Annotated in this window: 19 protein-coding genes and 3 tRNA genes; 16 read left to right on the plus strand and 6 right to left on the minus strand. The window is 62.2% G+C overall.

All coding sequences use genetic code 11. The annotated features are described in order from the left end of the window. The first annotated feature begins 395 nt into the window (after positions 1-395). Both MHM88_RS00005 and MHM88_RS00010 read left to right on the plus strand, forming a co-directional pair. Positions 396-1,196 (plus strand): autoinducer binding domain-containing protein, encoded by an 801-nt coding sequence (locus MHM88_RS00005; protein WP_239358803.1) that lies wholly within the window; start codon positions 396-398, stop codon positions 1,194-1,196. A gap of 346 nt (positions 1,197-1,542) precedes the next feature. Next, on the plus strand, positions 1,543-2,328 hold the full coding sequence (locus MHM88_RS00010; RefSeq protein ID WP_239358805.1) for an EAL domain-containing protein: 786 nt from the start codon (positions 1,543-1,545) through the stop codon (positions 2,326-2,328). Between the two features lie 89 nt (positions 2,329-2,417). Here MHM88_RS00010 and MHM88_RS00015 read toward each other — a convergent pair whose 3' ends face one another. Beyond that, a complete protein-coding gene (locus tag MHM88_RS00015; protein WP_239358807.1) occupies positions 2,418-3,332 on the minus strand; it encodes a hydrogen peroxide-inducible genes activator in 915 nt (304 codons plus the stop codon). 149 nt (positions 3,333-3,481) lie between these two features. Here MHM88_RS00015 and MHM88_RS00020 point away from each other — a divergent pair, with 149 nt between their 5' ends. Next, a complete protein-coding gene (locus MHM88_RS00020; protein ID WP_239358809.1) occupies positions 3,482-3,721 on the plus strand; it encodes a YdcH family protein in 240 nt (79 codons plus the stop codon). A 335-nt stretch (positions 3,722-4,056) separates the two neighbouring features. On the opposite strand, the gene MHM88_RS00025 is transcribed toward MHM88_RS00020, so the two are convergent. Then, a complete protein-coding gene (locus tag MHM88_RS00025) occupies positions 4,057-4,539 on the minus strand; it encodes a VOC family protein (RefSeq protein ID WP_239358811.1) in 483 nt (160 codons plus the stop codon). Between the two features lie 67 nt (positions 4,540-4,606). Next, entirely contained in the window at positions 4,607-5,332 is a 726-nt protein-coding gene (locus MHM88_RS00030) for a DUF1428 domain-containing protein (protein WP_239358813.1), read from the minus strand. Positions 5,333-5,430: 98 nt separating this feature from the next. Here MHM88_RS00030 and MHM88_RS00035 point away from each other — a divergent pair, with 98 nt between their 5' ends. The 5 genes from MHM88_RS00035 (at position 5,431) to MHM88_RS00055 (ending at position 7,181) form a co-directional block, all read left to right on the plus strand. After that, complete coding sequence (locus MHM88_RS00035; RefSeq protein WP_239358822.1) at positions 5,431-6,084, plus strand: winged helix-turn-helix transcriptional regulator; 654 nt, start codon at positions 5,431-5,433, stop codon at positions 6,082-6,084. Between the two features lie 155 nt (positions 6,085-6,239). Next, positions 6,240-6,316, plus strand: a tRNA-Asp gene (locus MHM88_RS00040). Positions 6,317-6,398: 82 nt separating this feature from the next. Then, positions 6,399-6,475, plus strand: a tRNA-Asp gene (locus tag MHM88_RS00045). An 86-nt stretch (positions 6,476-6,561) separates the two neighbouring features. Beyond that, positions 6,562-6,638 (plus strand) — tRNA-Asp (locus MHM88_RS00050). 147 nt (positions 6,639-6,785) lie between these two features. Then, positions 6,786-7,181 (plus strand): acyl-CoA thioesterase, encoded by a 396-nt coding sequence (locus MHM88_RS00055; RefSeq protein ID WP_005622856.1) that lies wholly within the window; start codon positions 6,786-6,788, stop codon positions 7,179-7,181. Between the two features lie 116 nt (positions 7,182-7,297). On the opposite strand, the gene MHM88_RS00060 is transcribed toward MHM88_RS00055, so the two are convergent. Continuing rightward, complete coding sequence (locus MHM88_RS00060) at positions 7,298-8,689, minus strand: dipeptidase (protein ID WP_239358825.1); 1,392 nt, start codon at positions 8,687-8,689, stop codon at positions 7,298-7,300. 482 nt (positions 8,690-9,171) lie between these two features. Between MHM88_RS00060 and hemA the strand changes: the two genes are divergently transcribed. From hemA to ispG, 3 genes are all read left to right on the plus strand, one after another. Next, on the plus strand, positions 9,172-10,407 hold the full coding sequence (hemA, locus tag MHM88_RS00065; RefSeq protein ID WP_239321958.1) for a 5-aminolevulinate synthase: 1,236 nt from the start codon (positions 9,172-9,174) through the stop codon (positions 10,405-10,407). A 129-nt stretch (positions 10,408-10,536) separates the two neighbouring features. Further along, a complete protein-coding gene (locus MHM88_RS00070) occupies positions 10,537-11,754 on the plus strand; it encodes a helix-turn-helix domain-containing protein (protein ID WP_239358827.1) in 1,218 nt (405 codons plus the stop codon). A gap of 120 nt (positions 11,755-11,874) precedes the next feature. After that, on the plus strand, positions 11,875-13,008 hold the full coding sequence (ispG, locus tag MHM88_RS00075) for a flavodoxin-dependent (E)-4-hydroxy-3-methylbut-2-enyl-diphosphate synthase (RefSeq protein ID WP_239321954.1): 1,134 nt from the start codon (positions 11,875-11,877) through the stop codon (positions 13,006-13,008). Positions 13,009-13,135: 127 nt separating this feature from the next. On the opposite strand, the gene MHM88_RS00080 is transcribed toward ispG, so the two are convergent. After that, entirely contained in the window at positions 13,136-13,900 is a 765-nt protein-coding gene (locus MHM88_RS00080) for a DsbA family protein (protein ID WP_239358829.1), read from the minus strand. Beyond that, positions 13,897-15,378: a M48 family metalloprotease gene (locus tag MHM88_RS00085; protein ID WP_370687441.1), complete on the minus strand. Its 1,482-nt coding sequence runs from the start codon at positions 15,376-15,378 to the stop codon at positions 13,897-13,899. Before MHM88_RS00085 ends, MHM88_RS00080 begins: the two co-directional genes overlap by 4 nt. Between MHM88_RS00085 and MHM88_RS00090 the strand changes: the two genes are divergently transcribed. The 5 genes from MHM88_RS00090 to MHM88_RS00110 all read left to right on the plus strand — a co-directional run bounded on the left by MHM88_RS00090 (position 15,341) and on the right by MHM88_RS00110 (position 22,720). Further along, on the plus strand, positions 15,341-16,486 hold the full coding sequence (locus MHM88_RS00090; protein ID WP_239358837.1) for a pyridoxal phosphate-dependent aminotransferase: 1,146 nt from the start codon (positions 15,341-15,343) through the stop codon (positions 16,484-16,486). The two genes, MHM88_RS00085 and MHM88_RS00090, sit on opposite strands and share 38 nt — an antisense overlap. After that, positions 16,486-17,724 (plus strand): N-acetylmuramoyl-L-alanine amidase, encoded by a 1,239-nt coding sequence (locus MHM88_RS00095; protein WP_239358839.1) that lies wholly within the window; start codon positions 16,486-16,488, stop codon positions 17,722-17,724. The genes MHM88_RS00090 and MHM88_RS00095 overlap by 1 nt, the downstream gene beginning before the upstream one ends. 238 nt (positions 17,725-17,962) lie before the next feature. Further along, positions 17,963-20,470: a PBP1A family penicillin-binding protein gene (locus MHM88_RS00100; RefSeq protein WP_239358841.1), complete on the plus strand. Its 2,508-nt coding sequence runs from the start codon at positions 17,963-17,965 to the stop codon at positions 20,468-20,470. Positions 20,471-20,583: 113 nt separating this feature from the next. After that, positions 20,584-21,708, plus strand: coding sequence for a peptide chain release factor 2 (gene prfB / locus MHM88_RS00105; protein ID WP_239321943.1), 1,125 nt, complete (start codon positions 20,584-20,586; stop codon positions 21,706-21,708). Between the two features lie 145 nt (positions 21,709-21,853). Further along, positions 21,854-22,720, plus strand: a complete 867-nt coding sequence (locus MHM88_RS00110; protein ID WP_239358843.1) for a hypothetical protein — start codon at positions 21,854-21,856, stop codon at positions 22,718-22,720. The last annotated feature ends 114 nt before the right edge of the window (positions 22,721-22,834 follow it).

Here is a 22,834-nt window from a genome sequence, read left to right on the forward strand (position 1 = left end):
GTCCTCGGGCTTCTCTCGTTTGCCTGCCATCTCGTCGTCCTCCTGAAAACGGGATATTCCTATCCCAAAAGGTGGACCACTTCAGTGGGGGCACCCCAGCGTTCCTACTTCGGACAAATAGCATTGTGTAGCAAACAAAAGGTCACTGGCCATGAAAGGTTCCGTTCGCCGTTGAACCTTTCATGACAATCCTCTTGTGGGTCATGCTCTTTCAGAGCGCAGCCAAATTGACCAGCGCCCAAACCGTAGAAGGATATGCCCTGCGAAGAAACAGTGCAGTGGCGGCAGCGTGTTGCTCTCACGGCTAGAAAATTCCCCTTAACTCCTTAATAAAGATTGATATCTCGGATTTTGAATTTAACCTTGTGGTACTTCAAAAACTGTGAGATCGAACCATGCACGCCCCCTTCGACCTGATGGTGGATATCACCGAAGCGCCTTCTCTTGATGCAAAGTATGAAATTTTTTCGAGCTTCATCGAGGCGGAGTATGGCTACATCGGTGTCAACTACGTCCTTTTCACAGATACGCGGTCGCTACAGGGCATTCACAGCAACCATGTCTCAAAACGGTCGGGTCTCCCCGATGAATGGCGTGAGATCTATCAGCGAAACAACTATGCTCGGGACGACCTTGGCATGCGGATGGGTGCTTTGGCCCATCAACCCATACTCCAATCGAGCTTTTACCGTCTATTGCAGGAGGAGAAGCTGCCCCCAAATTTAGCCCGTGTGGTGGGCGGGGTACGCGATTTCGTGTCCTCTGGAGTGGTAATCCCACTTGAGGCCAATGGTGTCAGAGCAGTCGTGGGACTTTATGATACCTCAGGAAAAATTGCCAACCATGACGCGCGTTTTGAAAGGGACAGGACGATCATCCAAACGCTCGCAACTCATCTTCACATGTGCAGTGATTGGTCGGACGACATAATAGTCCAGATGGGCTTGAGTGAAATGAACCTGAAGGTGCTGCGCCTAAAAGCGCAAGGCTTGCGGGTGAAGGAAATCCTATATGAAATCAAGCGGGACAATCCCAAAACTGTTGATAATCACATGCAACGCATCCGCAAGGCTTTGGGTACACGCAACGACATGGAAACTATTCAGCGTGCGGCAAAGCTTGGGTTGCTCCAAGAGGATAGCCTGCACGCTTACCAGGTTAGCCCCCAGTTATATGACGCGCTGAGGCTACGGTGAAATCGGATCGGGACACCGTTTGTGTCAGAGATTTCATGAATCTCTCCACTGGAATGCCAAAGGTCCTGTTGGGGCTGTGAGTCGATCGGTGTGCCTTAGGGGGCATGACGTGCAGCACAATCGCCGCGTCGGAGCTGGTCTTTGGGAGACAGCGACCGAAGGTCCGGAACGTGCTGGCAGCCTCCTTGTGCCTGCCGCGGTGTCTGCCACGCGCGGCGCACGACAGCCCCGCATATCTCCGGGCGCCGAACGGGCGACCACGTCCGCGTACGGGCGTTGCTGCGCGACAATCGTTTCTTCACCTCTTTGACGTAGGAGTAACGGTAGCAAGCAGAGGGTGACGACATTGACTGATTTAGAAAAGTGTAAGGCTTGTCGCAACGGTAAGGGGTTTGAGATCCCCATTTCGATGGCGTTTCAGCCGATCGTTTCGCTCGGGGCTGGCAAGGTTTTTGCCTATGAGGCTCTTGTGCGGGGACAAGACGGGTCCGGCGCCGGGCAAGTGTTCGAACAGGTAAACGAAGACAACCTCTATGCCTTCGATCAGACATGTCGAAAAACCGCGATCGAACATGCCAGCCGCCTGGACCTCGGGGACAGCGGGGCGCTTCTTTCGATCAATTTCCTGCCCAACGCGGTCTACGATCCAAATGCTTGCATTCGACTGACGTTGGAAACAGCTAAAAAGACAGGCTTTCCGCTTACTCAGATCATGTTTGAGTTCACCGAAGTCGAACGGATTTCCGTACCGCATCTTCTCAATATTCTCAGCACGTATCGCCGCCTCGGTTTCCTGACAGCAATTGACGATTTTGGGTCAGGCTATGCCGGCCTCGACCTGCTGTCGCGCTTCCAGCCCGATGTGGTGAAGCTCGATGCCGGTCTGATCAGAGACATTGACGACTCAAGCGTCAAACAAACCATTGTTCGGCACGTGGTCAGGATGTTGGAGCAGCTTGGTATCATCGTCGTCGCTGAAGGTATCGAGACAGAGGGAGAGTTCTCCTGTCTCTACGACCTGGGCATCGACTTGATGCAGGGCTGGCTGTTCGCCAAGCCAGGTTTTGAAAGCCTGCCCGGAGTAAAATGGCCGCAAGCCCTTGTGGAGCCGCTGAATAGCCGCCCGGCATGATTTACCCGCTGTAACGCCCATCCAGCGCTATCACATTTCACAGAAAACTGCGGGGGTTGCGCCGCGTCGCATGTGGCAGGTTGCACGCGCTATTGCGTCGCGCGGGTGCGTCGTTCCTCGGCAGAAATGGCTTCGGCCAGATGCAGGAAACTTGCCGGGTTGCCGCTCGACACGCGCCAGGCCAGGCCGACCTGCCGGTCGAGGCCGGGTTTCAGGGCGACGACGCTGACATCCCCTTTGCGGTTGTCGATTTCCGATTGCGTGTAGGATCGCGGCATCAACGTCACCCCCATGCCGAGCGCAACCATCTGCCGGATCGCGTCCAAGCTGGTCCCGTCGATGTCATCCCGCATTCGGGCGCCGACTGATTGCGCCAAGGTCTCGACCTGTTGGCGCAGCGAATAGGCCGGGTTCAGGCTCAGAAGCTGCTCCTGCTCCAGCTCGCGCCTGTGCACCGTGCCAGCGTCAGCCAGCGGGTGGTCGCGCGGCACCACCAGATGCAATGGTTCCCGGAACATGGGGTGAAAGCAGATGTCATCCCGCAGGATTGGCGCCTGGGTGAGGATCAGGTCATGTTTGCCTGCGGCAAGGTCGTCCAGCAGGTCGCGCGAAGGGCCGTCCCGGATGATCAGTTTGAACTCCGGATAGGTTTCATGCAGGCGCTTCAGAACCAGCGGCAGGATATAGGGGCCGATGGTCGGCGACGACCCCAGTCGCAGGGTGCCGGTCAGGGTGTCATGCCGTGTTGCCGAGGCATTCACCAGCAGGTCGCAATCCGCAAGAATGCGTTCCGCCTTGGCGGCGATGTCGCGGCCGGCTGCGGTCAGGATCAGCCCGTTGCGCCGCCGTTCGACCAGCGATGTTCCGACGATCTCCTCCAGCGCTGCGATCTGCAGGCTGAGCGAGGGTTGGCTGATGCCCAGCTGTCGCGCGGCGCGGCGATACTGTAGGGCGCGGCTCAGGACCACAAAATAGCGCAGGTGGCGCAAGCTGAGTTCAGGCATTCCGCCCTCCTGAATGTGGGGCCATTAGAATAGGTAATTCCTATGCTAATCCATATTAGAATTGTATTGCTTGTGGTCAATGCCCTCCCCACATGACCCGTACCTGCACAACAAGCACGCAGGATTGTTCGGTAAATAGGAGGTTCGAGATGAAAGACAGCCCCAAGGTCAAAGCGTTTTCCTTGGAGGTTCGGTTGACGAAACTGCGCCTGAAGCACCAAACGCTCAAAGCGAGGATCGCGCGTGAAATGAAACGCCCGTCCCCCTGCAGTGCGAGCCTGCAGATGCTGAAACGTCAGCGCTTGCGGATCAAGGACGAGATCGTCAGCTGCGCCAAACGGCTGCACTCTCTGGGGCATACCACCTTGGCCCAGCGAGAATGGATATAGGGAGCCGCCGATGTTTCTGATGATCCCTCTCGCCCACACGACGTCGCCGCATTGGCACAGCGGCGACCTCGACGATATGCGCCGTGCCATTCTGGACGAGGATGAAGACTGCGACGGACCCGACGGAGGCTGTCCCGATGTCATCCCCTTGACCGTTGCGTCAAGGTCCAGAACCTAGCCGGCTGCCGCTCCCCTCACGGACATGGGAGCAGGGACCCCTGATCACCGTCGCCGCGTTCGCGGGCGGTGATCGGGGGTATCACCGTTCCTCCGAAACACGACAGCGCGCGCCCCTCTCGGGCTTCAGCCGCGCAGGCGGGGGGCGTGTTGCGCAATCAGGCAGGTGCAATGGCGCGTTCAATAGTGGCCACGTCGATCCGTGACATCTGCATCATGGCCTCAAAGGCCCGTTGCGCGGGGGCGCCTCCGGTCTCCATCGCCTCCATCAGCACCCGTGGGGTGATTTGCCAGGAAATGCCCCAGCGATCACGGCACCAACCGCAGGCGCTCTCTTCGCCGCCATTGGTGACAATGGCGTCCCAGTAACGGTCGGTTTCCGCCTGATCTTCGGTCGAGACCTGAAAGGAAAACGCCTCGCTATGGGAAAAGCGGGTGCCACCGTTCAAGCCAAGGCAGGGGAGGCCCAAGACGGTGAAGGACACGGTCAGCACCGTGCCCGCCGTACCCCCCGGATAATCGGCGGGCGCGCGCTTGACCGCGTGCACCGCGCTGTCGGGAAAGGTCTCGGCATAGAACCGTGCGGCGGCTTCAGCCTCGGTCTCATACCAGAGACAGATGGTGTTCTTTGCAAGTGGCAAGGTGGGACCTCCTGTTGTGAGGGTCTGGCATGGTGCGCTGTCAAAGCGGGCGCGCGGGGCAGGGGCGTCAACTGCGCGCGCTGCAATCGAGCAGGGGCTCAAACCCGCCCCACATCATGCGCATGCCGTCAAAGGGCATGTCGGGAATGTCGGGGGCATCCTGTTTTTCGTCCATCAGCTTGATGGCCTGCAAATAGGTCTCCCGGTCGGGCCAGGTGGTCCAGCCGATGACCGGAACCTCACCGTCTTGTGCCTTGGTCGCACGGAAGAAATCGGTCTGTTTGCCCTTGGGGATATCGGTGCCCCAGGCTTCGGTGATGCTGCTGGCACCGCCGCTTTGGAACATCTGCCAGATCGGTTCGATCATGGCCTCATACTGCGATTTGTTGTCTTCGGGCACGGCGAGCAGGAAACCCTGATAATAGCCGGTGTCGGGCGTGTCGCCGGCAGAAAAGAGCGGGGAGAAGCCGCCAAATATCATGCGAGAGCCATCAAAGGGCATCTCCAGCAGATCTTTCATGGCGGGGTCGTTTTCCATCTTCTGCCAGGAGGCATCCGCGGTCGCCTTGTCGGGCCATTCCATCCAGGAAAACACCACCGTTTCATCGTCTTGTGCGGCCACGGCCTGATAGAAATCGGTGACTTTTCCAGTTGGCACATCGCTGCCCCAGGTCTCCACCATGCGCAAGGCACCATAGGAGCGAAACAGCGGCCAGGCGGCCTTGGCATGGTGCAGGTACTTGTCCTTGTTGGCGGTTGGAACGGCTGCCACGGCACCTGTGAAATAACTCATGATGTATCACCTCGCAAAAAAGAACGGGCAGGCGCATCCCTGCTTGCAGCATCAGCGTGCCAGCGGTAGTATGAAAAAACAACTGAAAGTACCAAAAGGTGACTAAGCAGGCAAAACCCAAACGACCGCGCTACGACGAAGGCTGCCTTGCGGCGCATGCGCTGAACCTGATTGGCGACCGCTGGGCGTTGCTTGTGGTGCGCGAATTGATGTTCACGCCCAAACGGTTCCAGATGATCCGCGCCGGTCTGCCGGGGATCACCGCGAGCGTGCTCACCGGGCGTTTGACGCAACTGGCGGAGATCGGCGTGGTGCTGCATGACACCCGGCTTGGGGTCTATTCCCTGAGCGGGCAGGGGCGGGGCCTACTGCCGGTGCTGGAATCCCTGTGCTGCTGGGCGCTGATGATGCCGGGACATGACCCTTCGCGATTCATCAGCCCGTCTGCCCTGATGATCTCCATGGGGGTGAATCTGATCCGGGAACGCGCCACGGGGCGCCGCCTGACTGCAGGCTTTGATTTCACCGATGAGGCGTTTGAGATGCGTCTGGACGGCGCGGCTCTTGAAACCCGCTTTGTGATCCCGCCGCAGGCCCCGTTTGTGATCACGGGGACGGGGAACACAATGGCGGCTGCGGTCTACGGTGCAAGGCCGCTGCCGGACCTTGTGGCGGCCAATATGGTCACCGTCAGCGGCGACATGGCGGCGGCGCAGGAGTTTCTGGCACTGTTCCAGCTCGCAAAGACCTGATCGCGGGGTATTCTCGAGGATTTTCAGGCTCTTATTCAAAATAGCCATTTTTTTCAGTGGAAAGCCCGGAAAATGGCATTTCTGCGCTTGACGCCCCCCGCGACCTGCGAATATTACACCCCAACGTTCAGCCACGGTGCTGGACGCAACAGCAAGCGGTTGTAGCTCAGTTGGTTAGAGTGCCGGCCTGTCACGCCGGAGGTCGCGGGTTCGAGCCCCGTCAACCGCGCCACTGTTGCCCTGCCTGAAGGGCCTCTTAGGAGGATCAGGACCGTCCCGGAGGGAACACGCTGACCGAGGTCAGCAATGAAAGTGCGGTTGTAGCTCAGTTGGTTAGAGTACCGGCCTGTCACGCCGGGGGTCGCGGGTTCGAGCCCCGTCAACCGCGCCACTTTCACCCCGCCTGTGGGGGCCTGTCACAAGGCATCAGGACCGTCCCGGAGGGAGCCCGCTGGCCGAGGCCAGCACTGAAAATGCGCGGTTGTAGCTCAGTTGGTTAGAGTGCCGGCCTGTCACGCCGGAGGTCGCGGGTTCGAGCCCCGTCAACCGCGCCACTTTCACCCTTTTTTCCCTAAAGCTCTCAAAACACAGGCATTTGATGCCTCAAGGCGCGATCACTGCGGTTTTGCCTTTTCCTGTGCGGGCGCTGGCGACACAGTGGGGATCACCTCAGCCATCCGTTCACAGATGAGAGCCAGCCCATGTCTTTGCCAGAAAGCCCCCCTGAAACCCAACCCACGATCCGCGTGATTGCGATGCCGACCGACACCAACCCGGCGGGCGATATCTTTGGCGGCTGGTTGATGAGCCAGATGGACCTTGCCGCAGGCACAATCGCTGCGCGGGTGTCAAAGGGACGGGCCTCGACCGTATCGGTCGAAGAGATCCAGTTTCACCGCCCGGTTCTGGTCGGCGATGAGGTCTCGCTTTATGCGGAGATGCTAAAGATCGGGCGGACCTCGATGCGAATACGGGTCCGTGCGTGGCGGCGGGCCCGTCATCAGGAAGAGACCCAGCAGGTGACCGAAGCGATCTTTACCTTTGTGGCGCTGGATGACCACGCGCGCCCAAGGCCGGTGCTGCGCGCAGAGGAATAAGATCCGCGCTTATTTTAACGATCGTATCGTCCGATCATTAGGTTGGACAGCCCCCTCCCTAGGTTGGCGGCTGTCCTTATGGCTTAGACGGGGGCGCTGAGTGCCCCCGGAACGCTTTATGCCTGACTCAGCGCGTCCAGCACCCGCGCCCAGGAGCGGATGCCTTTATGAAAGCTCTCCAGGTCGTATTTCTCGTTCGGAGAGTGGATCGCGTCATCCTCATTGGCAAAGCCGATCAGCATTGCGTCCATTCCGAGGATCGACTTGAAATAGCCGGCCACCGGGATAGACCCGCCCATGCCGGAGAAAACCGCCTCGCGGTTCCATTCCTCGGTCAGCGCGCCACGGGCGGCTTCAAACTCGGGGCGGGTGGTGTCGATCACATAGGCAGGCGCCCCATCCAGATCGAGATCCCATTTCACGGTGCAATCCGTGGGCAGGCGATCCTCGACATGCTTGCGGATCTTCTTGCGCAGGTCTGTCGGGTCCATGTCACCCACCAGACGGCAGGTGATTTTGCAATGCGCCTCGGACGGAATCACTGTCTTGGTGCCCGCACCCTGATAGCCGCCCCAGAGACCGTTGATCTCCAGCGTCGGGCGGGCCCATTGCTGTTCCAGCACGGAATATTTCTTCTCGCCATGCGCTTCGGTGTAGCCGGCATTGGACAGGTAGTCTTTTTCGTCAAAGCCGCAGCCTTCCCACTGGCGCAGGATATCGGCGGGCACCTCATGCACGCCCTCATAAAACCCGTCCACGGCGACGGCACCGGTTTCGGGGTCGTGGAAAGAGGCGATGATGTGGGAGATCTCGCGCAGCGGGTTGAGGCCGGGGCCGCCGTAATGACCGGAATGCAGGTCGATCTTGGGGCCGATCAGGGTGAACTCATCCTTCATCATGCCGCGCAGTTGCGACGCCACCGACGGCACCCCGCGCGCCACCATCGACGTGTCGCAGATCAGCGCAATATCCGCCGACAGCTCTTCCTTGGCCGCATTGAGGAAGGGGATCAGTGAGGGCGAGCCGGATTCCTCTTCGCCCTCAAAGAAGAAGGTGATGCGGCAGGGCAGGGTGCCATGCACCGCCTGCCAGGCGCGGCAGGCCTCCACAAAGGTCATCAGCTGGCCCTTGTCATCCGATGCACCACGGCCCCGGATCACCGTGCCATTGGCGGTTTCTTCGAGCTTCGGCTCAAAGGGCGGCGTGTTCCACAGGTCCAGCGGATCTACCGGTTGCACGTCGTAATGGCCGTAAAACAGCAGATGCGGGCCGTCGGTGTTTTCTTCGCCCACATGGCCCACCACCATGGGGTGGCCCGGTGTTTCGCGCTTTTCGGCCTTGATGCCGATGGAATTCAGATCCTTCACCAGCCAGTCAGCGGCGGCGTCGCAGTCGGCCTTGTAGGCGGGGTCGGTGGAAATGGAGGGAATACGCAAAAGCTCCAGCAGCCGGTCGGTGGCGGCGGAAATATCGGAATCGATCTTATCGAGAACCGGGGTAAGGGACATGGGTCGCTCCTGAAAATAGTGCCTGCCCGCACCGGGCGCGATCACACATCGACAGGGCCGGGCGGGTCTCGGGGCGGAGCCTAGCAGTGCACTCTGACAAGGGCCAGTCGCACGATTGTATCAGAACATCGCGGGCGGTTTCCGGCGGGTGCGGGGCTTTTCAAACACCCCGTGCACGCAAAACCCGTTGCAGAACAAAGGTTTCCGATCCGCGACATCGCCCACCCCCTGCGGCGTTTTGCGCGCCGGGTGCATGGCGGCTTTGATGGTCGGCATGCTTGCCCGAAATCCAGAATGGTTCTAAAACCCCTGAAAGGTTTATTTGACCTGTATCAAGGATGGTGGGGGCCGTGACACTCTATCACGTTGATGAGGACAAGGGTGCCGGTTAGATACCGCGACAAGGATTGCGGCGGTTGCTGCCCCAGGGGGCAGGTCGGGATCAAGACGCAGCCAGGCCGGAGTGGCACCGGCAGACAGCTATGGAGATGACGGTGGACTATACCGCACAACTCGACGCAGCGATTGAACGCCTTCACGAGGAAGGCCGCTATCGGACGTTCATTGATATCGAACGCCGTCGCGGTCAGTTCCCGCATGCGGTCTGGACCCGCCCCGATGGCAGCGAGCAGGACATCACCGTCTGGTGCGGCAATGACTATCTTGGCATGGGCCAGCACCCGGTTGTGCTGAAGGCGATGCGCGAGGCGATCGACGCCACCGGTGCGGGCTCCGGCGGGACGCGCAATATCTCCGGCACCACGGTCTACCACAAGGAACTGGAACACGAGCTGGCCGATCTGCATGGCAAGGAGGCAGCGCTTCTGTTCACCTCCGCTTATATTGCCAATGACGCGACCCTGTCGACGCTGCCCAAGCTGCTGCCGGGGCTCATCATCTATTCCGACGCGCTGAACCATGCCTCGATGATCGAGGGCGTGCGCCGCAACGGCGGCGCCAAGCGGGTCTTCCGCCACAATGACGTCGCCCATCTGCGCGAGTTGCTGGAGGCCGACGATCCCGCCGCGCCCAAGCTCATCGCCTTTGAGAGCATCTATTCCATGGACGGCGATTTTGGCCCGATCGAGGAAATCTGCGATCTCGCCGATGAGTTCAACGCGCTGACCTATATCGACGAGGTGCATGCGGTGGGGATGTATGGCCCGCGCGGCGGTGGCGTGACCGAACGCGACAACCTCGCGCATCGCATCGACATCATCAACGGCACCCTCGCCAAGGCCTATGGCGTCATGGGTGGCTATATCGCGGCGTCGGAAAAGATGTGCGACGCGATCCGCTCCTATGCGCCGGGGTTCATCTTCACCACCTCGCTGGCGCCGTCGCTGGCGGCCGGGGCTGCGGCCTCCGTGCGCTATCTGAAGACCGCGCAGGAGCTGCGCGACAAACATCAGGAACAGGCGCGCATCCTGAAAACCCGGCTCAAGATGATGGGGCTTCCGATCATCGACCATGGCAGCCACATCGTGCCGGTGATGGTCGGCAACCCGGTGCACACCAAGAAACTGTCGGACATGCTGCTGGCGGATTACGGGATCTACGTGCAGCCGATCAATTTCCCCACCGTGCCGCGCGGCACTGAACGGCTGCGTTTCACGCCCTCTCCGGTGCATGGGGGCGGGGAAATGGATCACCTTGTACGTGCAATGGACAGTCTGTGGTCGCATTGTGCGCTAAATCGCGCCGAATTGGCCGGTTAATCCACAGCGAAGTGTTCTGTAAACGGAATCGTGTTATCGTTTCATCAATGAAACCTCGCTGACGAATCGGGAATCGGTTGATACAGCGGGGAATGTCGCAAAACGGCAGGTATCGATGGGACAGCAGGCATGATCGGGCGCCTTACGCAGCGCACATCCAAACGTCGTGAAGACACGTCAGAAGCCCCCCGCGGTTTTGACGATTTCGAGTTGCGACTTGGTGACATGATGCGCGGCGAGCGCGCCACCATGGGCAAATCGCTCCTGGACGTGCAGCGCGAGTTGCGGATCAAGGCCTCCTACATCGACGCCATCGAGAATTGCGACCCTTCCGTCTTTGACACGCCGGGCTTCATCGCCGGCTATGTCCGGTCCTATGCCCGCTATCTGGGCATGGATTCCGAACGCGCGTTTGAGGCCTTCTGCGCCGAAAGCGGCTTCTCCGTGGCCCATGGCATGTCGTCCGAGGCCTCCGTGCGCAAGCGCCAGGATCTGCCCGCCGCAAGTCCCAAAGGGTTGGGTGGCGATGCCTTTGCAACCTCCACGACCCCCTTTGTGCCTGTGTCCGACGGGATCTGGTCGCAGATCGAACCCCGGGCGATCGGGTCGTTGCTGGTGCTGTTCATGGTGATCGGATGCCTGGGCTACGGCGGCTGGCTGGTGCTGCGCGAGGTGCAGCAGGTGACCTTTGCGCCGGTCGACCAGACACCGGAGGTGCTGGCGGAGCTGGATCCGCTGGCCTCCGCGGCGCTCACCACAGCGGGGACAACCACAGAAGACCCCGCCGCAGAGGCGCTGGACCGTCTCTATCGCCCGCAGGCGCTGGATGTACCGGTGCTGGTGGCGCGCGATGCGCCGATTTCCACCCTCGATCCGCGCGCCCAGGGCAACTTTGCCGCGCCAGAGCAGCCGGGTGTTGTGCTGGCCGAGGCGAGATTGCCCGCAGATGCGGCGTCCGAAACGCAGGTGCCACAGGTGCTTGAACCGGAGACTCCCTCGGTCGAGATGCTGGCGGTGCGCCCTTCCTGGGTCCAGGTCAAGGCCGCCGACGGCAGCGTGATCTATGAAACCATCATGGAGCCGGGACAGACCTTCTCGGTGCCGCTGACCGAGGATGCGCCACGCCTGCGCACCGGCGAGAGCAGCGCCATCTACTTCGCGGTCAATGGCCAGCACTACGGCCCCGTTGGCGGCCGCGGGCAGGTGACCAAGAATGTGGTTCTGTCGCCGGATGCGCTGAGCGAACGCTTCCAGGTTGCAGATCTGGACGCCGAGCAGAACCAGGCCCTGGCCACCATGGTCGCCCAGTTGCGCGCCGCCACCCAGCCGGTGCCCGGCACCGATTGACCCGCGCCGTTTGTTGCGCGCGCACCGATCAACTCTTTGACCGAGGCCCCGGACAGCCATTGCAGGCCCCGGGGCCTCGGCCTATTTAAGGCGCAAGCGACACGCAGGACGAGGCAGCCCATGTCCATGAACCACATCCGCCCCTGGCGGAACATCGAACGCCGCAAGAGCCGCCAGATCCACGTGGGCAATGTGCCCATCGGGGGCGATGCGCCCATTGCGGTGCAGACGATGACCAACACATTGACCACCGATATCAAAGGCACCATCGCCCAGGTGCAGGCCGCCGCAGAGGCGGGCGCGGATATCGTGCGCGTGTCGGTGCCGGATGAACCCTCGGCCCGGGCGCTCAGGGAAATCGTCAAGGAAAGTCCGGTTCCGATCGTTGCCGACATTCATTTCCACTACAAACGTGGCATCGAGGCCGCCGAGGCGGGCGCTGCCTGCCTGCGCATCAACCCCGGCAATATCGGCGATGAAAAGCGTGTGGCCGAGGTCATCCGCGCCGCCCGCGACCACAATTGCTCGATCCGCATCGGGGTGAATGCGGGCAGCCTGGAAAAACACCTGCTGGAAAAATACGGCGAGCCCTGTCCCGATGCGATGGTCGAAAGCGGCATGGATCACATCAAGATCCTGCAAGATCACGATTTCCACGAGTTCAAGATCTCGGTAAAGGCGTCCGACGTCTTCATGTCCGCCGCCGCCTATCAGATGCTGGCGGAGGCCACCGATGCGCCCATTCACCTCGGCATCACCGAGGCCGGCGGGCTGATGTCCGGCACCATCAAATCCGCCATCGGCCTTGGCCAACTGTTGTGGATGGGCATCGGCGACACCCTGCGTGTCAGCCTCTCGGCGGACCCGGTCGAAGAGGTCAAGGTCGGCTTTGAAATCCTCAAATCCCTCGGGCTGCGGCACCGGGGTGTCAATATCATCTCCTGCCCGAGCTGCGCGCGGCAGGGCTTTGACGTCATCAAGACGGTCGAAACGCTGGAAGAACGGCTCGAACACATCAAGACCCCGATGAGCCTGTCGATCATCGGCTGCGTCGTGAACGGCCCCGGCGAGGCGCTGATGACTGATGTCGGCTTCACCGGCGGTGGCGCAGGCTCCGGCATGGTCTATCTGGCCGGCAAGGCCAGCCACAAGATGTCCAACGACCAGATGATCGACCACATTGTCGAAGAGGTCGAAAAGAAAGCCGCCGCACTCGATGCTGAGGCGGCGGCGGTGGAGCAGGCGGCAGAGTAATAGCCGCCCTTCATCTTTTCATAAATATCTCGGGGGTTTGGGGGCAGAGCCCCCATGTTCTCGGGAAATTGCCGGGACGCGCCGCCGCAGAGGTCACAGCGGTCGGGCGCGTCGACGGTCACATCCCTCAGCTGCGCCCGGCGCGGATCTCCTCGATCATGATCTGGATCTGATCGGCGGGCAGATAGCCCCGCAGCATGTCCTGTTCCAGCACAAAGGTCGGGGTGCCCGAAATCGACAGGGTCTGCGCCAGACGCCGGGTGCGTTGCAGCTGTTCTGTCACCTCCGGCGCGTCCATCTTGGCAAAGATCGCATCCGCATCCAGCGACAGCCCCTCGGCCATCCGCCGCATCGCCACCTCGTTGGGCTCGCCCTGAAAGGCGATCAGCGTATCATGGATGTCCTTGTAGGCGTCGTCCCCGGCCACCAGCCGGGTGGCGATGGCAAAGCGCGAGGACAGCACCGAGGCTTCGCCCAGAATGGGGAATTCCTTGATGACAAAGCGAATATTGTCATCCGCCGCCAGCAGCGCCTCGATCTCGGGCGCGGCCTTGCGGCAATAACCACACCGGTAGTCCATGAATTCCACCAGGGTGATGTCCCCCTCGGGGTTGCCGCCGACCCAGGAATAGCCGTCGTTCTGCAATTCCTGCAGGTTTGCGGCCACAAGCGCGTCGTCGCGGGCGGCATCGGCCTGGGCCTGCTGCTGTTCCAGCACATCCACCGCTTCGAGGATCACCTCGGGGTTTTCCAGCAGATAGCTGCGCACGGCGGCGCCAAAGGCCTCCTGCTCGGCGGGGCTCATATTGTCGAGGTCAAGCGCCCGGGCCGCCGGAGCGGTGAGAGAGAGCGCACAGGCCGCAATCATGGCCATGCGGGACGGGGCAATCATTTTCGTTTCCTTTTCTCGTCTTGTTCAAATGCGATCAGCACATCCTCGGCCCGTCGCCACGCGGGCGACCCTTTGGGCAGAATGGCCACCGCACGTTTTGCATGTGGGCCGGCGTCTTTCAGGCGCCCGCTCAGGGCATAGCGTTCGGCCGTGACCAGGGCGGCCATGCCGGTTTGTTTGGTCTGGGCATAGGCCAGGGACATATCGCGAAGCAAGGTTGCATTGCGAAAATCGAGACCACGGGCCTTTTCCATCGTGGCAAGTGCTGCCTTGGCATCTCCGGCCGCCAATTGCGCCCGTCCGAGACTGGCCAGGATCAGCGGTTCGTTCGGCGCCAATTGCGCGGCGGTGCGATAGGCGGCAACGGCGGCGCCCCAACGGCGGTTTTCATAAAGCATCTGGCCCCAGAGTTCGTGATAATAGGCATCCTGCGGGCGCGCGGCCAGCAGCGCCTGCATGGTCTTCTGCGCGCCGGAAAACGCGTGCTGGCGGTGTTGTGCAACCGCCAGGCGCATCCGCTTTACATCGGTAAACGCCTCGGACGTGGCCCGCCGTTTGGTCCAGCTGGGGGCGCGAGTAAAGGCGGAGAGTTTGCCCTGCACCCGCGCCAGCCAATAGGCGGCCTCGGGGCGGGTTGCGGGGCCTTCTCCGGCGCTCGCGACAAAGGCTTCGGCGGCGCGCATCCGGTCACGGGACAGCGGATGTGATCGCATGTAGGGGTCCTGCGAGGCGCGGCTCAGCACCTCTTGCCCGGCAAAGATCCGGTGCAGCTCGACCATGCCCCTGGGGTTGATCCCGGCGGCCGTCAGAAAGCCGATGGCGGACCGGTCGGCAGAGGCTTCCTCGGCGCGGGTGTGTGACAGGAAGCTGCGCAGGGCGGAGGATTGCGCGCCAATCGCCACGCCCGCGCCCGCGCGCCCGCCACCTGCCGCCGCCGCAAGCATGCCAAGCGCCGTCCCGAACCCCGCCGCCGTGCTGGCGGACCGCATGTTCTGGATGCGGCGCCCGATATGGCCATTGGCGATATGGGCGGCCTCATGCGCCAGTACCGCCTGCAGCATCTCCGGCGTTTCCGCTTTGAGGATCAGCCCGTAGTTGACGAAGATCGCGCGGTGATCGATCACGAAGGCGTTGAAACTGCTGTCATCAACAACAAGAATGCGCACCCGTTTCGGGCTCAGCCCCGCCGCGGCGAGGATCGGGCGCGCCAGTTCCGACAGCCCGTGTTCAATATCGGCATCGCGCAGCAGTCGGATGGATCGGGCCTGCGCGGTGATCGGCGCAAGGGTCAGCGCGGCCACCAGCACCAGGCCCTGCACCTGCACAAGGCCGCGAGGGCTCCTAACCGCGCGGGACAGAAGTCGAAACAGGCGTGCGCACGGGATTGACGCCAGAGAGAATACGCGGTCAAAACTCATGGCCGCACCATGGGAGATCAACATGCGAAACTCAAGCCGGTCCAAGGTCGATCCCTTCATTGTGATGGATGTGATGGAAGCCGCCCGCAAAGCGGAGGAGCAGGGCCGTCATATCATTCACATGGAAGTGGGCCAGCCCTCTACTGGCGCGCCAGAAGCCGCGCGGCGGGCGCTTGCCGAGGCGCTTGATGCAGACGCGATGGGCTATACCGTGGCGCTTGGCTTGCCGGCGCTGCGCCGTCGTATCGCGCAGCTTTATGGCGAGTGGTACAATGTCGATCTGAACCCCGACCGGGTGGTGATCACCCCTGGCTCCTCGGGGGCGTTCATCCTGAGTTTCACGTCCCTCTTTGACAGTGGCGACCGGGTCGGCATCGGCGCGCCGGGCTATCCGTCCTATCGCCAGATTCTGAGCGCCCTTGGGATGCAGCCCGTCGACATCCAGACCGCGCCGGAGCATCGCCTGCAACCGGTGGCGGAGGATATTCGCAACCAGAACCTGGCCGGTCTGATGGTGGCCAGCCCCGCCAACCCCACCGGCACCATGCTCGACAAACCGGCGCTGGCGGCGCTGATGGAGGCGGCACAGGCCGAGGGCGCCAGCTTTATCTCTGACGAGATCTATCACGGGCTGGAATATGAGGCGAAGGCAGTGACGGCGCTGGAAATCTCGGACGAGGCCTATGTCATCAATTCCTTTTCCAAGTATTTCTCCATGACCGGCTGGCGCGTCGGCTGGATGGTGGTGCCCGAGGATCATATCCGCACGGTGGAACGGATCGCGCAGAACATGTTCATCTGCGCCCCGCACGCCAGTCAGGTCGCGGCCCTCGCCGCGATGGATTGCGGCGAAGAGCTGGAGGCCAACCTTGCGGTCTATGCCAGGAATCGCGCCCTGATGCTGGAGGGGCTGCCCAAGGCGGGGTTCACCAAGATCGCTCCGCCGGACGGGGCATTCTATGTCTATGCGGATGTTTCGGACCTCACCAACGACAGCCGCAGCTTTGCCGCGGAAATACTTGAAAACGCAGGGGTTGCGGTGACGCCGGGGCTGGATTTCGACCCGGTGCGCGGCGCCACCACGCTGCGGTTCTCCTATGCCCGCTCGACCGCGGACATCGAGGAAGGGCTGGCGCGGCTGAAGACCTTTATGGAGGCGCGAGGTTGATGCGACTGATTGCGGCCCGGGTCCTGACCTGCCTGATCCTGTCCTGTGTGGCGCTGTTGCCCGGGGCTGCGCAGGCGCAGGGGTTTTCCGCCCTGGCGCGTGTCCTGCCGGAGCAGAGTCGTCTGGAGGACTCCGGCGCCGGGGTGGCGCTGCAACTGGGCCTCAGCCAGGGCGTGCCCTACCGGATCTTTGCGCTGGATGATCCCTATCGGCTGGTGCTGGATTTTCAGGAGGTGGACTGGACCGGGTTGCAGGCGGAGACCTTCGACCGGTCAGAGGCGATCACGCGCGCCCGGTTCGGCGGCTATGTGCCCGGCTGGTCGCGGATGGTGCTGGAGCTGACCGGCCCCATGCAGCTGCGCACCGCCGCGATGGAAATCGACCCCGAGACCAGCGCCGCCACCCTTTCGGCGACCCTGGCGCCCACGGATGCGGAGACCTTTGCCGCGACGGCTGGCGCTCCTTATGATCCGCGTCTGGACCTGCCCCCGCCGAAGAAATTCGAACCCGCCACCCCCCGCGACGCGGACGCACCGCTGGTGGTGATGCTGGACCCGGGCCATGGCGGCCTTGATCCCGGTGCCGAGGCCGACGGCGGCATCGCGGAAAAGGACCTGATGCTGGCCTTTGCCTATGATCTGGGCGAGCGTCTGGTGCGCTCCGGCGCCTTCGAGGTGCTGCTGACGCGTGAGGGCGACTATTTCGTCTCGCTCGAACGCCGCATCGCGATGGCGCATCAGCAGGGGGCGGATGTGTTCATCTCGCTGCATGCCGATGCGGTGACCGAGGGCATGGCCCATGGCACGGTGGTCTACACCCTGTCCGATTCCGCCTCCGATGTGGCGTCCGCCAAACTGGCCGAGCGTCATGACCGCGCCGATCTCCTGTCCGGCAGCGATCTGAGCGCCGCCGATGACGTGGTGACCGACGTCATGCTGGACCTGGCGCGGCAGGAAACCCATCCGCGCAGCACCGCGTTGGCGCGCGCCGTGATCGAGTCGCTGATGGAGCAGGGCGGCCCGGTCAACCGCCGCCCGCTGCGCACCGCCGGGTTCTCGGTGCTGAAGTCCGCCGACATCCCCTCGGTGCTGATCGAGCTGGGCTTCATGTCGAGCCCGCGGGATCTGGAACTGCTCACCGATCCCGACTGGCAGGCCCGGACCGCGCAGGGCATCCTCAATGCCTTGCTGGCCTGGCGCGACGCGGATGCCGCCCGCCGGGCCTTGGTGCGTCAATGAGGCGGGGCGGCATCAGGAATGAGCCGGGCCGCCGGTCTCTCCCCTTGCCAACCACCGCGCCCGCTGGTTTTTGCCGGTCGCGGACACACATCGGATTGTGAGCATACAGCCCCGCGCGGGTCTGCTATGCTGTCCGCCACCCCATCCGCCGGTGCGTCTCTGCGCGCCTGCGATCACGTTTTGACCCTTGTCATGTTGGCGCCTATATAGGGCGCACCGTGCGAGAGAGGCCCACACTGTGCTTAGATTCATACTGTCCATCCTTGGAGCGATTTTCAGTACCATTACCCTTGGAATCGGGGTCATGGCGCTGTCGATCGGGGCGATCTTCTGGGTCTACGGGCGCGATCTGCCCAGCCATGAGTCGCTGGCACAGTACCAGCCGCCGACCATCAGCCGGATCTATTCCGGCGAGGGGCAGCTGATCGACGAATTTGCCAAGGAACGCCGGCTGTTCACACCCTCGAACGAGATCCCGGCGCTGGTGAAACAGGCGTTCATCTCGGCAGAGGACAAGAACTTCTACTCCCACGCGGGCTATGACGCGCGCGGCATCCTTGCGGCGGGGATCGAGGCGGTGAGATCGCGCGGGCAGAACGTGCGCGGTGCCTCTACCATCACCCAGCAGGTGATGAAGAACTTCCTCTTGTCCGGCGACCGCCGCGCCGAGCGCAAGATCAAGGAGATCATCCTCGCCACAAGGCTGGAGGAGACGCTCACCAAGGACAAGATCCTGGAGCTCTATCTGAACGAGATCTTCCTCGGGCAGAACTCCTACGGGGTGACGGCCGCGGCGCAGACCTATTTCAACAAGACCCTGGGCGAGCTGGAACCGCATGAGGCGGCGACCCTGGCCGCGATGCCCAAGGCGCCCTCCGACTATCACCCGGTGCGGGAACGCGAACGGCTGCTTGATCGTCGCAACTACGTGCTGCGCGAGATGAAAGAGAACGGCTATATCTCGCAGGCGGTCTATGAGGTGGAGCGCGACCAGCCGCTGCGCTCGGTGCAGAACGGCGATTTCGACGCCTTCCGCACGGCGCTGCCGCCGCGGGATTACTTCACCGACGAGATCCGCCGCCAGCTGTCGGTCGATTTTGGCGAGGGTGAGTTCTTTACCGGTGGCTTCACCATCCGCGCCACCATCGACGCAGAGATGCAGGAGGAAGCCGCCCGGGCCATGCGCAAGGGGCTGGAGAAATTCGACCGCTCCACCGGCATCTGGCGCGGCACCGATGTGACCCTGCCGCAAGAAGCGCTGGCGGATGAGGCCAGCTGGCGCGCGGCCCTGAGCGAAAGCGATGTGGCCCGTGACATCCTGACCGAAGAGGGCGCCTGGCTGCCCGCCGTGGTGCTGGAAGTGGCAGACAATGCCCTGACCCTCGGGATCGAGAGCGTCGAAGGCACGGGCACCGTGCCGCGCGCCGACATCAAATGGCTGAAGGGCAATTTCTTCGACAACTTCGAGGTCGGCGACGTCATTCATGCCATGGCGGTGCGCGATGGCGATGCGGTGTCGCATTGGTCGGTGCGACAGGTGCCCGAGGTGCAGGGCGGTTTTGTCGCCATGGACGTGAACTCGGGCCGGGTGCTGGCGATGCAGGGGGGCTTTTCCTATCAGCATTCGGTGTTCAACCGGGCCACCCAGGCGCAGCGCCAGCCGGGGTCGAGTTTCAAACCCTTCGTCTATGCCGCGGCGCTGGACAGCGGCTACAGCCCGGCGACCATCGTGATCGACGCGCCGATCGAGATCAACACGCCGCAGGGCGTCTGGCGGCCGAAGAACTCCACCCACAAGTTCTATGGCCCGACGCCGCTGCGCACCGGCATCGAGATGAGCCGGAACCTGATGACCATCCGCCTGGCACAGGAGGTCGGCATGCCGGTTGTGGCGGGCTATGCGGAACGGTTTGGCGTCTATGACAACATGGGCACCTTCCTCGCGAACTCGCTGGGGTCGGAGGAAACCACGCTCTACAAGATGGTGGCGGCCTATGCGATGTTCGCCAACGGGGGCGAGCGGGTGGAGCCGACGCTGGTGGACCGGATTCAGGATCGGCTCGGCCAGACCATCTACCGTCATGACGATCGCGACTGCGTCGATTGCAGCTATACGGAACTTGAACCCGGACGTGCGCCCAAGATCGTGACCAATCGCGAACAGGTGATGGATCCGATCACCGCCTATCAGCTGACCTCGATGCTGAAAGGGGTGGTGGATCGCGGCACCGCGTCGAGTGTCATCAACCTGCCGGTGCCCGCCGCGGGCAAGACCGGCACCACCAATGACGCGCGCGATGCCTGGTTCGTGGGCTTCACCTCCAATATCGTGGCGGGTTGCTACATCGGCTATGACAACCCGCGTCCGATGAAGGGCGGGCGGGGCTACGGCGGCACCCTCTGCGGGCCGGTGTTCCAGCAGTTCATGACCAAGGCGACCGAAAAATACGGCGGCGGTCCCTTTGACGTGCCCCCCGGCGGCCACTTCATCAAGATCGACCGCTACACCGGTGGTCGGCTGCCGAATGATGCCAGCGGCGCCTATGTGGTGGCGGAGTATTTCCGCGATGGCGAGGAGCCGATCTTTGGTCTGACCTATGACGGCGGCTTTGGCATGGGATCGAACCTGCCGCTGATCGAAGAAGTCACCGAGTCCGGTCGCCAAGTCACCACCTCCAGCGGTGGCACGGCGGTGCTTGGACCCAAGGCCACCTTTGGGGATGTTTCCTCCGGCGGGCTTTACTGACACAACCGGTTTGCGCATCGGGCGGGCGGGGGCATTCCCGCTTGCTCGCGCTCTTGTAGTGGTCCCGGACGTGCGGTATCACCCACTCTCAAACAAGATTTCAAGGAATGTCCATGCGCGCCGAGATCCAGACCATCGTGGCCGATATCGAAAAATCGCTCGACCTGCTTGCCCAGCGGATGAACTGGGAGACGGCGGAATTCCGGCTGGAGGAATTCAACGCGCGGGTCGAGGATCCCAACCTCTGGGATGATCCGGCAGCGGCGCAGAAACTGATGCGGGATCGCCAGTCTCTGGTTGATGCGATCGACACCTACAAGGCGATCAAACAGGATCTCGACGACAGCGTCGAACTGATCGAACTCGGCGAGATGGAAGAGGACGAGGAAGTCGTCGCCGACGCCGAGGAGACCCTGAAGGCGCTGAAGGAAAAAGCCGCCAAGAAGGAGCTGGAAGCGCTTCTGGATGGCGAGACCGACCCCAATGACGCCTTTCTGGAGATCAAGGCTGGCGCCGGCGGCACCGAGGCCTGCGACTGGGCGTCGATGCTGGCGCGGATGTATGTGCGCTGGGCCGAGAGCCGGGGCTTTACCGTCGACTTGCAGGAAGAGCAGGCCGGTGCCGAGGCGGGTATCAAATCCGCCACCTACCAGATCAAGGGCCACAACGCCTATGGCTGGCTGAAATCCGAAAGCGGCACCCACCGCTTGGTGCGGATTTCGCCCTTTGGTAAAGGCACGCGCGAAACATCCTTTGCCGCCGTGGGCGCCTATCCGGTGATCGACGACAATATCGAGATCGAGGTGAACCCGGCCGACATCCGCATCGACACGTATCGGTCGTCCGGTGCAGGTGGTCAGCACGTCAACACCACCGACTCTGCGGTGCGGATCACCCACGAACCGACGGGCATCGTGGTGACCTCATCCGAGAAATCGCAGCACCAGAACCGCGACATCGCCATGAAGGCGCTGAAATCGCGGCTCTATCAGCTGGAGCTCGACCGTCGCAACGCCGAGGTGAACGCCCTGCACGAAGCCAAGGGCGACGCGGGCTGGGGCAACCAGATCCGCTCCTACGTGATGCAGCCTTATCAGATGGTCAAAGACCTGCGCACCAACCATGAGACCGCCGACACCAAAGGGGTGCTGGATGGCGACCTCGACGGGTTCATGGCGGCAACGCTCGCGATGAAGGTGGCCGGCAAGAGCCGCGCCGACGCCCAGGGCGAAGACTGACGCCATGCGGAGATCTGCTCGGAAGCTGGCCACACTCACATGCTTGCTTCTGGCAGCGGGTCTTCCGGCAGTGGCACAGGATCGTGCCCCCCGTCCGGAGACAGAAGACGCGGCACTGTTGACCCACCTCGGGGGGGATGGCTGCGTGATCGGCCCGCATAGCGCGGGCGCTGCGACGGCGGCGGGGTTTGACGGGGACGCACTGACGGCCCTCGGCGCGCGGCTTCTGGCAGACGGATCTGCAGAAAAACAAGGCGACTGGATTGTGCTCGGCCCGGAGGTCTGCACGATCCGCATTCCTGATGTCACTCCACAGCTGACGCTGAACAGTCCCGAGGTTCAAGCCACCTTTCGTAGAGACGTGTGGGTGCCTTCGCTGGCGTACCTTCAAGATTCTCCTGAGACGACAGCAACGCTTCGTGAGCAGGGCTTGTCGTTGGGTGATTTTCAGGAAGAAGGAATATCTTCTGACGAGCTGCGCGAGGTTGGCATAGACCCGGATGACCTCGCCGAGCATAAGACACGCCCTCTTTGCGTTTCCGGGGGCGTACTTGCTTTGATCGAAGAATTGGTAGAAAGCCGTGGTTTGTCGCAAGACCAGAGCTTTCGTATGGCGATGGAGTTCTTCGCAGCAGGTCTAAGTGAGGGGAAACTCACGTTTTTCTCTGACAGCTTACTCGCAACCCCACCCGGTTTCATGCTGACAGTGCCCGCATGCTGGACGCCGGAGGAGCAGGCTGCGATCACCCGCAGCCATGCCATGCTGGAGCAGCATTTTGGCAGGTTCGTCAGGGCGCGCGGCGCGGCAACCTCTTGCGATACGACGAATGAGGTATCTGACGCTCTGATGGGCAGAGAGGCGCATCTGCTTTGGTCGCAGTTGGCAGGTCGCGAACCTGAAAATGCCTGGATCGGATTTGAGGTGTTTTTGATCGCTCTTGGCGCCGGATGGTTCGAAGGCGCGTCAGCAACTGAAAAAGGCAGGCCGCGTCCGCCGTTGTGCCGTCTCTAGGCAGCGCGGTCCGTCGGGTGTTTCCGGCCATTGGCGCTACGTTGGCCTGACGGCCAACGCCCCTTGCTGGCGCGCAGGGCTCCCGCCCCCGGTGCAGGCATCACAGATGCCCTT

Origin of the sequence: Epibacterium sp. MM17-32 (assembly GCF_022348205.1) — a bacterium.
Lineage (GTDB): Bacteria > Pseudomonadota > Alphaproteobacteria > Rhodobacterales > Rhodobacteraceae > Epibacterium.

Coding starts and splice junctions, on each gene's coding strand:
- MHM88_RS00005 (WP_239358803.1), top strand. CDS start 396: ATGCACGCCCCCTTCGACCTGATGGTGGATATCACCGAAGCGCCTTCT.
- MHM88_RS00015 (WP_239358807.1), bottom strand. CDS start 3,332: ATGCCTGAACTCAGCTTGCGCCACCTGCGCTATTTTGTGGTCCTGAGC.
- MHM88_RS00020 (WP_239358809.1), top strand. CDS start 3,482: ATGAAAGACAGCCCCAAGGTCAAAGCGTTTTCCTTGGAGGTTCGGTTG.
- MHM88_RS00030 (WP_239358813.1), bottom strand. CDS start 5,332: ATGAGTTATTTCACAGGTGCCGTGGCAGCCGTTCCAACCGCCAACAAG.
- MHM88_RS00055 (WP_005622856.1), top strand. CDS start 6,786: ATGTCTTTGCCAGAAAGCCCCCCTGAAACCCAACCCACGATCCGCGTG.
- MHM88_RS00060 (WP_239358825.1), bottom strand. CDS start 8,689: ATGTCCCTTACCCCGGTTCTCGATAAGATCGATTCCGATATTTCCGCC.
- hemA (WP_239321958.1), top strand. CDS start 9,172: ATGGAGATGACGGTGGACTATACCGCACAACTCGACGCAGCGATTGAA.
- MHM88_RS00070 (WP_239358827.1), top strand. CDS start 10,537: ATGATCGGGCGCCTTACGCAGCGCACATCCAAACGTCGTGAAGACACG.
- ispG (WP_239321954.1), top strand. CDS start 11,875: ATGTCCATGAACCACATCCGCCCCTGGCGGAACATCGAACGCCGCAAG.
- MHM88_RS00080 (WP_239358829.1), bottom strand. CDS start 13,900: ATGATTGCCCCGTCCCGCATGGCCATGATTGCGGCCTGTGCGCTCTCT.
- MHM88_RS00090 (WP_239358837.1), top strand. CDS start 15,341: ATGCGAAACTCAAGCCGGTCCAAGGTCGATCCCTTCATTGTGATGGAT.
- MHM88_RS00085 (WP_370687441.1), bottom strand. CDS start 15,378: ATGAAGGGATCGACCTTGGACCGGCTTGAGTTTCGCATGTTGATCTCC.
- MHM88_RS00095 (WP_239358839.1), top strand. CDS start 16,486: ATGCGACTGATTGCGGCCCGGGTCCTGACCTGCCTGATCCTGTCCTGT.
- prfB (WP_239321943.1), top strand. CDS start 20,584: ATGCGCGCCGAGATCCAGACCATCGTGGCCGATATCGAAAAATCGCTC.